This is a genomic window from Rheinheimera sp. (assembly GCF_020217005.1).
Taxonomy (GTDB): Bacteria; Pseudomonadota; Gammaproteobacteria; order Enterobacterales; family Alteromonadaceae; genus Pararheinheimera.
In genome coordinates, this window is record NZ_JAIWOI010000298.1 from 1 (window position 1) to 10,000 (window position 10,000).

The window sequence follows — 10,000 nt, forward strand, 5'->3', positions numbered from 1 at the left end:
ACGTCACGTGGGTTCCTTAAATGGGCAACGTGCCAGTCGTCGCTATAACGACCGCCAACACGGGCCAAATCAGGACCAGTACGTTTTGAACCCCATAAAAATGGATGTTCCCATACACTTTCACCGGCAACAGAGTAGTGACCGTAGCGTTCCACTTCATGACGGAACGGACGGATCATCTGGCTATGACAGTTCACACATCCTTCACGGATATAAATGTCACGGCCTTCCAGTTGCAGCGCTGTGTAAGGTTTTAAACCGTCCACAGGTTCGGTGGTTTCTTTTAAAAACAGCAGAGGAGTGATTTCAACCAGTGTACCAAAACTGATTGCCAGCACTGTGCCTATGGCTAACCAGCCTGCACTTTTCTCAAAAAATTCATGATAGTTCTTAGACACAATAAGCTCCTTACGCTGCTTCAGCTACTGGTTCCAGAGCACCATCTTTCGCTCTGATAGTTTTCACAACGTTATACGCCATGACCAGCATACCTGTGACGACAAAACAGCCACCGATAAAACGCATCAGGTAGAACGGGTAAGAGGCTTCTAAGCTTTGTACAAAGCTGTATGTCAGAGTGCCGTCCGTGTTGACTGCACGCCACATCATGCCTTGCATAATGCCGCTGATCCACATAGCAACAATGTACAGAACCACGCCAATAGTGTGTAACCAGAAGTGGGTGTTAATCAGCTTAATGCTGTACATCCGGCCCTGGTTATAAATATTCGGGATCAGGTGGTAGATAGCGCCGATAGACACCATTGCAACCCAACCTAAAGCACCTGAGTGAACGTGACCTACTGTCCAGTCGGTGTAGTGCGACAGCGCATTTACCGACTTGATCGCCATCATCGGACCTTCAAAGGTCGACATACCGTAGAAGGACAGAGAAACAATCAGGAAACGTAAAATAGGGTCGGTTTTCAGTTTATGCCAGGCACCAGACAGAGTCATGATACCGTTGATCATGCCACCCCAGCTTGGTACAAACAGGATGACTGACATCACCATACCAACAGACTGAGTCCAGTCTGGCAGGGCAGTGTAGTGTAAGTGGTGAGAACCGGCCCAAATGTATAAAGCGATCAGAGCCCAGAAGTGCACAACTGATAAACGGTAGGAGTACACAGGACGGCCAGCCTGTTTAGGTACAAAGTAATACATCATACCCAGGAAGCCTGCTGTTAATAAGAAACCTACTGCGTTGTGACCATACCACCACTGCACCATCGCATCCACTGCACCAGCGTATACTGAGTAAGACTTGGTGAAAGAAACAGGCACAGCCATGCTATTGACTATGTGTAACGCCGCTACCGTGATAATAAAACCACCGTAGAACCAGTTTGCTACATAAATGTGGCTGGTTTTACGTTTCACCAGAGTGCCAAAAAACACTACAGCATAAGAAATCCAGACCACAGCAATCAGAATGTCAATTGGCCATTCCAGCTCAGCATATTCTTTACTGCTGTTACCTATACCCTGAGGCAAGGTGATAATTGCGGCGATAATGACTGCTTGCCAGCCAATAAAAGTAAACATCGCAAGCTTTTCTGCAAAAAGCCTGACCTGGCAGGTACGCTGCACCACATAATAAGATGTGGCAAACAGGGCACTTGTACCAAATGCGAAGATTACTGCGTTAGTGTGAAGAGGACGAAGACGACTGTAAGTAAACCATGCCGTGTCGAAATTAAGTGCGGGCCAATACAGTTGCGCCGCAAGTAATACACCCAACCCCATACCGACAATACCCCACATAACTGTGGTGACGGCAAAAAGGCGGACAACGGTATAGTTGTAGTCAACATTTAACGATTTGGTCTGGCTCATGTTGAGTTCCGCTGCAGTTTATTGCTAGTGATTAAAAATTCACCCTAAGGTGACCCTTCTTATTGTTGATTAACAGTGTAGCAGCCTCCACGACTTGCAAAGCAACTAAACCCTTAACCATTTTGGGGCGAAATAATACGAGTTTTGCCTTTAAAAAGATAGGCAAAACAGCTGCTTTTATGATGTAGAACAATACTGCTGGTCGCAAAATAACCAATTACAGCAGTGTTTTGCGTTTCATAGCGGCGAGAAGGTACACTTGCCATTCTTTATCTACGGAAAATTATCAGATGAGATTGCTTGTTCTGGCTTTTTATTTGTTCTGCCTTGTGGGTTGCTCAGAAGAAAAGGCGGCATCTCGGACTCAAGTGTTGCAACTGCACAAGGATACCCAAGTCAGTGTCAGTTTAAGTCCGGCTGATGCTCCGGTTGAAGAAATTCTGAGCTGGACTGTAAAATTGTCGGAAGGCTGGCAAATCAAACAAGCGGAAGTCACAGGCTTATCGATGAGTATGGGGACTATACCGCTGTTGTTTAAAGCTACGAACGGACAATCGGATTTTTTTCAGGCTGAAATGGTGTTGGGCGCCTGTAGTCAGCCGAGAATGAAGTGGCAATTGCAGCTTAAACTGCTTCATGCCACGGAAGGAGAAAAGATATTGCTGCTGCCTTTTTATTCCAGTTGGCCTAAATAGCGGATTTGTTGTACCAAATGCAGCGGGGTGGTATTAGTCAGACTCAGACGCGCTGTTTCGACACAAACAAAATCCAGATAACCCAAATCAGGTAAGTCTTTTAATGCCGCTGCTTTTTCACTCCATGGATTCCATAACACACTGGCATCATGGCCTTGCTGAGTGATATGTACAGCATTCTTTTCTTGTTTTAAGGTCAGCTCACCCGCTGTATCCAGATAAATCCTGTCTACTTCTGCGGTGAACTTCAGTTCAGGCTGTTGCTGCACAAAATGCGCACCAGCTTTTACTTTATCCAGATAATCTCCAGACAAGGTACTGACGGAAACCTGATGTACAGAATCCACCGTAAAATAGCTGTGTAATGCAGCTTGCTGTAACCCCTGATCCGAGTTTAGCGTCAGAGTTAATGCAGCTTCGGTTAACTGCAGAGTCAAACTTAAATAAGAAGGTGCGTTGGAATAAGGCAAAGTTTTGCTTTCTATACGCAATTCAATACTGACGGCTTTTTCTGTGACTGAGTGTTTCACTACTTGCCAGAGTTCAGTGCGCACTACACCGTGGTTCGGTAACTTTTGCGCGGCCGGATTAAATTCTAATGCAGCAGGGCCAAACCAAGGCCAACAGACAGGTACGCCACCACGTATAGCGCTGTTGTTCTGCCATACCGCTTGAGGTGACAAGTAAATTACATCCACAGTGGCTGTTGGTTGATAAGAGAGCAGGTGCGCACCATAGCTACTTATGACCGCTGAGGCCTCACCACAACGCAATACATAACAGGGTAAATCTGTCAGGTGTGCAAATCCACTTTGTTCAGAAATGCTGTTGCTTTTCATCTGTAGCTCTCAAATTCAACGGAAAGAAAAGGCGGCTCAAAAGCCGCCTCGTTCATAGTGAAATTAACTTACTTGGAAAATTTCATTAGTTCAACAGTGTTGTCCAGCATACGGTTACTGAAACCCCACTCATTGTCATACCAAGCCATCACTTTGACCAAACGGCCGTTTACACGGGTTTCACTGGCATCAAAGATAGATGACATTGGGTTGTGATTAAAATCAACAGACACTAAAGGCAGATCGTTGACAGCTAAGACCTGATTCATTGGGCTTTGTGCCGCAGCTTTACGGATAATGTCGTTTACTTCTTCGACCGTGGTGTTGCGACCGGCAATAAAAGATAAATCGACCAGTGATACGTTTAGCGTGGGCACACGAACGGCTAAGCCATCGAATTTACCTTTGAGTTCTGGAACTACTAGACCTACTGCGGCAGCAGCACCAGTTTGCGTAGGGATCATCGACATAGCCGCAGCGCGGGCACGACGTACGTCTGTGTGATACACATCACTCAAACGCTGGTCGTTAGTGTAAGCATGAATAGTGGTCATCAAACCTGATTCAATGCCTAAGGCGTCGTTTAATGGCTTAGCGATAGGAGATAAGCAGTTCGTGGTGCATGACGCGTTAGAAATAATGGTCATGTCTGCAGTGATGACATCATGGTTCACACCATACACTACAGTCGCATCCACATCTTTAGCAGGCGCAGAGATAATGACTTTTTTGGCACCCGCTGTTAAGTGAGCACCGGCGGTCTGACGGTTAGTGAACAGACCAGTACATTCCAGTACTACATCAATATTTAAATCTGCCCACGGCAGATTTGCCGGGCTGCGTTCGCTGAGGATCTGGATTTCGTCTTTGTTTACGAAAATAGCTTTGTCTGAGTGCTCTACGTCAGCGAAGAAAATACCATGCGCTGTATCATATTTAAGTAAATGGGCATTGATAGCGGCATCGCCCAAATCGTTGATGGCTACAACTTTGATGTCATAATTCTTTTTTGATTCATATAAAGCGCGTAAAACGTTGCGGCCAATGCGGCCAAAACCATTAATTGCTACACGAATTGTCATAACCTATCCCCAGACTGTAATTTAATTCTGTAATAAAATTACATTTTTTGTCATGATTTTCAAGTGCAAAAAAGTTATGCATTCGTATTTTGTTAATCCAGGTCTTGAATCTGGAGTAGACTGTGGTAGTTAATTTCCTCTAACCATTTACTTTTCCGAGCAAAAAGCGGGTCGCTGGAGCCTTTATGGACAAACAATTACTTTCTGATTTGATTGCCTTCACAGGAATAGAAACAAAATTTACCGATGCCTGGGGCAATCAAGCTGAAGTCGCAGAAAAAAATTTACTCAGCCTTCTATCTGCTCAGGGTTTTGCTACAGATAACGAAGCGCTGGCAAGAGAGCAATTAATTGAGCGCCAGCAAGACCATTGGGAACAAGTGTTAGATCCAGTGTCTGTGCAGCACTATGGCCAGGATATACAGATTCAATTAAAACTTCCTATCGCTCTTGCCAATACGGCTTTAGAGTTAGTCTTAACTACTGAACAGGGCAAATCTCATACCTTCTCCCTGACAGCAACAGACGATGCAGAGCTGAATCAGGTGATGGTCTTCGACGGAGAAGAATATCAGCAGTATCAATGGACCTTGCCAGTGTTGCTTGAACAGGGTTATCACTATCTGGCGTTGGTTTTGGGGGAGTTGGAATTTAAACAATCGCTGATTATCACTCCATCTTCGTGTTTCCAGCCTGTTGAATTTAAAAAGCAGAAACAATGGGGTGTATCAGTTCAGTTATATTGTGTTCGTTCCGAGCAAAACTGGGGCGTAGGAGACTTTGCGGATTTGCGTTTCCTGTTGGGGCATTTAGCAAAACAAGGTGCTGATTTTGTGGGTTTGAACCCCATTCACGCACTTTATCCAGCCATGCCGGAGTCAGCCAGTCCGTACAGCCCGTCGTCTCGTCGTTGGCTGAATATTATTTATTTAGCCGTGCCCGAAATGCTGGGTTTTGATCAATGCCAGCAGGTAAAACAGCTGGTCAATGCGCCAGGATTTCAGCAACAGTTGGCCGCTGCGCGTGCTGCAGACTGGGTTGACTACAGCGCTGTGACCCGTTTGAAACTGCCTGTGCTTAAGGCGTTGTATCATTGGTTTGTCGAGCACCAAGCTGAACATGCTGAATTGGCTCAGGCATTTTCTGTATTTAAACAACAATCTGGTGAAAGTTTATTACAGCTTGCCTTGTATGACGCCATTCATGCCCATTTAATCCAAAAAGATATGCATGCCTGGGGTTGGCCAGTGTGGCCGGAGGCCTGGCAAAGACCAGACAGCGAAGAAGTTTTAGCCTTTGCAAAAGCTCATGCGGATGAACTGGATTTTTACTGCTATCTGCAATTTATTGCCCGTGAACAACTGGCTAAAGCACAAGCTTATGCCAAAGAACAAGGCATGTTGTTAGGTTTGTACCGCGATTTGGCTGTAGGCGTCAGTGAAGCTTCTACAGAAATCTGGGGAAATCCGGACCTTTACTGCCGTGGCGCCAGTGTTGGTGCTCCACCTGATATTTTAGGGCCTAAAGGTCAGAACTGGGGTTTGCCTCCAATGCTGCCATATCAGATGTATCAGCAGGCCTACCGGCCTATGATAGATTTGTTCCGTGCAAATATGCAAAACTCTGGCGCTTTGCGGATTGACCACGTGATGGCGTTACTGCGTTTGTGGTGGGTTCCTAAAGGTGCAGAAAGTGCCGGTGATGGTGCTTATGTTTATTATCCCATCCAGGATTTATTAGGCATTCTGGCCCTTGAATCTCAGCGCCATCAGGTCGTGGTGATTGGTGAAGACTTAGGCACAGTACCAGATGGTATCCGCGAAATACTGGCAGCGTTTGGTATGTATTCCTATCGTGTGTTTTTCTTTGAAAAAGCAGAGGATGGTGGCTACGTTTCACCAGTTCATTATCCGGTGCAGGCAATGGCAACATTGACTACCCATGATATGCCAACTTTAATCGGCTATTGGCATTGTGGAGACTTAACTTTGGGCAAAGAGGTAGGTCTGTATCGTGAAGATCAATTACCAGCTTTATATCAGTCTCGTCATGAAGATAAACAAAAAATTCTGAACTCCTTGCATGGGCATCAGATGCTGGATCCAAACTTTAGTCACAATGTTGATCATGTGGGCATGAGCACAGAGCTGAGTTATGCCATACAGCGTCATGTAGCAAAAGGTGCGAGTCAGTTGCTTTGCCTACAACTGGAAGACTGGATGGAAATGACTCAACCTGTAAATATTCCGGGGACGAGTGAGGAGTATCCAAACTGGCGGCGTAAACTATCAATGACTCTGGAACAGCTTGCTGAGCAGGAGAGTGTCAACCGGTTACTGCGGGAGCTTACCCAACTGCGTCGCGGTTAACAGGCTTTATATTCAGCCATATCCCTAATATTCGCAGCCATAGAAAATTACTCAGCCTATGGCTTCAAATAATTCGGCTATAAAACTGCCATCACCCCATGGCAGTTTTAGTGTAATTTGTTATCTTAGAATTTAAGACGATAAAAAAATCAAAAGGATAGTTCATGTCCGTAACCCAGTTAGCTTCTGCCAGTTGTTCTACTCCTTTTTCTCTTTTATCCTGGCAAAAGGGACCCTCCAAAGGTCTAATGATCCGTGCCTATTTGCCTGATGCAGCTAAAGTGGAAGTCTTTGATTTTGCGACCCGAAAATCATTAGGTTTGATGGTTCATCAAGTTGTATTGCATGGTTTATTTCAGCTTGAGCTCCCCAGTAAACGCAAAACCAGCCCATATTTTTTCAAAATAGAAACGCCTCATCACCATAGCTATGAATTGGTCGATCCTTACCAGTTCCAAGACGAAGCTTATTACGCTGTGCATTTTGTCAACAGCAAGCCAGAGAATTTATATAAACAGCTAGGCGCTCAGTTAGTGGAAGTGGCAGTTGGGAAAAAGAAACTGAAAGCAACACGCTTTGCTGTTTATGCTCCAAACGCTTCTAGCGTCAGCTTAATTGGTGATATGAATCAATGGGATGGGCGACGCCATCCAATGCAGCGTACCCAATGTGGTCATTGGGTGCTGGTGATGCCTGACGTAGGGACTGGAGTTCGTTACAAATTTGAAATAAAAGATGCCTTTGGTAACTTGCTGCCACATAAAGCAGACCCTTTGGCGTTTGCGGCTGAACAGCATCCTTCTCATGCATCATTGGTTTATGACCACAGCAAATACCAATGGCAGGACCATCAGTGGCAGCAGCGCGACTTCGATCCTTATCATCAGCCGATCAGCATTTATGAATTGCACCTTGGCTCCTGGAAGCATAATCAACATGGTGAGCCCTTAACTTACAGCGAGCTTTCGCATGAGCTTATTCCTTATGTACTTGATATGGGCTATACCCATATCGAACTATTGCCTGTAATGGAACACCCGTATTCTGGTTCCTGGGGTTATCAACCGCTGGGTCTTTTTGCCGCAACGTCGCGTTTTGGGACTCCTGATCAGTTCAAAGCCTTCGTAGACGCCTGCCACCAGGCTGGCTTAGGCGTCATTCTGGATTGGGTACCGGCGCATTTCCCTGAAGATGCACATGGTCTGGCTCGTTTTGACGGCAGCCATTTGTATGAATACGAAGATCCTCGTCGCGGTTGGCACCCTGACTGGAACTCCTGTATTTACGACTACGGCAAAGATTATGTCCGGCAGTTTTTAGTGGCCAGCGCGCTGTTTTGGCTGGAGCATTTCCATATAGATGCACTAAGGGTGGATGCGGTAGCGTCAATGTTGTATCTGGATTACTCCAGGCGTGCAGGAGAGTGGGTGCCTAATATTGATGGCGGAAATCATAATTACGAGGCCATTAGTTTGTTACGTTGGTTAAATACTGAAGTGTATAGGCAATACCCCAAGGCAATGATGATTGCCGAAGAGTCAACGTCCTTTAATGGTGTGACCCGGCCTGTGGATTTAGGTGGATTAGGTTTTGGCTTTAAATGGAACATGGGATGGATGAACGATACCCTACGTTATATCAGTAAAGATCCGGCCTATCGTAAGTTTCATCATAACGATTTAACCTTTTCTATGGTCTATGCCTACAACGAAAACTTTATTTTACCTTTGTCGCATGATGAAGTAGTGCACGGCAAAGGTAGTCTGATTAATAAAATGCCAGGAGATGAATGGCAACAGGCTGCTAATTTAAGAGCTTACTACGCTTTTATGTTTGCCCATCCTGGTAAAAAACTTAACTTTATGGGAAATGAATTTGGTCAGGGTACAGAGTGGGACCACAACCAACAGCTGCCCTGGTTTTTACTGTCCTTCGAGAAACACAAAGGCGTACAACAACTGTTTCGTGATTTGAACCTGGTCTATAAAAGCTGCACTCCATTGCATCAGCTTGATCATGAAGCTCAGGGATTCCGCTGGATTAACTATCAGGATGCAGAACACAGTACTTTAAGTTTCTATCGCTTAGATCAACAAGGTCAGGCTGTGTATGTCGTCAGCAACTTTACCCCTGTGCCGCGCAGTGGCTTTCGTTTGTCTGTAGCAGAACAAGGTGAATACGAAGTGATTCTCAACACAGACAGTGAATATTATTGGGGCAGTAATTATCCGGTTGGGGATTATTTACCTGCGGTCCCGGCAGCTGCTTTTGGTTTGAATTTTATGGTTCAACTTGACTTGCCGCCTCTGTCTACTTTGTACCTGAGAAGAAAAGAACAGTGATCTCTAAAACTGAAGTGAATGCCGAATGGATAAGTGGTGTAGGAAAAGCCTATCCACTGGGACCGACTAAGGTAAGCGAGCATTGCTGGAATTTTTCAGTCTATGCGCCTGATGCTTCTTCACTTTGGCTTTGCCTGTTTTGTGCAGATACAGAAGAGCCTTTAGCCGAAGTGCAATTTTTCGCCCGAACCGGGGAGATCTGGCATTTAGAGTTAGACGGCATAGAACCAGGAACTCTGTATGGCTTGCGGGCTGAAGGCGTATGCCATGCCAACTCAGGTTTAGTATTTGACCGCAACAGGTTGTTGATTGACCCTTACGCCAGACAATTGAACAGAGCCCTGGTCTGGAACGAAAGGCTTTACCAGGTTCACAGCCATTATATGGTGCCCAAAGCTGTATTAACCAGTTCAGATTTTGATTGGCAGGGCACGGTAAAACCAGCTATACCCAGAGAAAAAACCATAATTTATGAAGCTCATGTCAAAGGCATGACCAAGTTGCATCCAGAAGTGCCAGAGCTACAGCGTGGTAAGTATCTGGGCATGTGTCACCCTGCTGTTATAGCGCATCTGAAAGACTTAGGTATCACAACGATACAACTGTTACCCGTTGCCAGTTTTATGAGTGAGCCGAGGCTAGAGAAACTAAAATTGAGTAACTATTGGGGTTACAACCCTATCAATTTTTTCGCGCCTGACGCCCGCTATCAGACAGATGATGCCGTCACAGAATTTAAAGAGTTGGTTCGGACTTATCATCAGCACGGCCTGGAAGTGATTTTGGATGTGGTGTTCAACCATACGGCAGAGGCGGAAGATTACCGACTTAGTT

At 45.5% G+C, this 10,000-nt stretch carries 8 protein-coding genes; 4 read left to right on the forward strand and 4 right to left on the reverse strand.

Going from position 1 to position 10,000, the window contains the following annotated elements; translation table 11 throughout:
* Positions 1-398, reverse strand: a 398-nt coding sequence (gene ccoO / locus LDL40_RS14490) for a cytochrome-c oxidase, cbb3-type subunit II (protein WP_300996128.1), incomplete at its 3' end; no start/stop codon positions are given.
* 10 nt (positions 399-408) lie between these two features.
* Entirely contained in the window at positions 409-1,839 is a 1,431-nt protein-coding gene (gene ccoN / locus LDL40_RS14495) for a cytochrome-c oxidase, cbb3-type subunit I (RefSeq protein ID WP_300996130.1), read from the reverse strand.
* 290 nt (positions 1,840-2,129) lie between these two features.
* Here ccoN and LDL40_RS14500 point away from each other — a divergent pair, with 290 nt between their 5' ends.
* A complete protein-coding gene (locus tag LDL40_RS14500; protein ID WP_300996131.1) occupies positions 2,130-2,534 on the forward strand; it encodes a hypothetical protein in 405 nt (134 codons plus the stop codon).
* Here LDL40_RS14500 and LDL40_RS14505 read toward each other — a convergent pair.
* A complete protein-coding gene (locus LDL40_RS14505) occupies positions 2,513-3,373 on the reverse strand; it encodes a D-hexose-6-phosphate mutarotase (RefSeq protein WP_300996132.1) in 861 nt (286 codons plus the stop codon). The two genes, LDL40_RS14500 and LDL40_RS14505, sit on opposite strands and share 22 nt — an antisense overlap.
* Before the next feature lie 68 nt (positions 3,374-3,441).
* Positions 3,442-4,455, reverse strand: a complete 1,014-nt coding sequence (gene gap, locus LDL40_RS14510; protein WP_300996134.1) for a type I glyceraldehyde-3-phosphate dehydrogenase — start codon at positions 4,453-4,455, stop codon at positions 3,442-3,444.
* 185 nt (positions 4,456-4,640) lie between these two features.
* On the opposite strand from gap, the gene malQ reads away from it, so the two are divergent.
* The 3 genes from malQ to LDL40_RS14525 all read left to right on the forward strand — a co-directional run.
* Positions 4,641-6,824 (forward strand): 4-alpha-glucanotransferase, encoded by a 2,184-nt coding sequence (gene malQ, locus LDL40_RS14515; protein ID WP_300996136.1) that lies wholly within the window; start codon positions 4,641-4,643, stop codon positions 6,822-6,824.
* A 164-nt stretch (positions 6,825-6,988) separates the two neighbouring features.
* Positions 6,989-9,166: a 1,4-alpha-glucan branching protein GlgB gene (glgB, locus tag LDL40_RS14520; protein WP_300996137.1), complete on the forward strand. Its 2,178-nt coding sequence runs from the start codon at positions 6,989-6,991 to the stop codon at positions 9,164-9,166.
* The coding region (locus LDL40_RS14525; RefSeq protein WP_300996138.1) for an alpha-amylase family glycosyl hydrolase at positions 9,163-10,000 on the forward strand (838 nt) is incomplete at its 3' end. The genes glgB and LDL40_RS14525, both read left to right, overlap by 4 nt.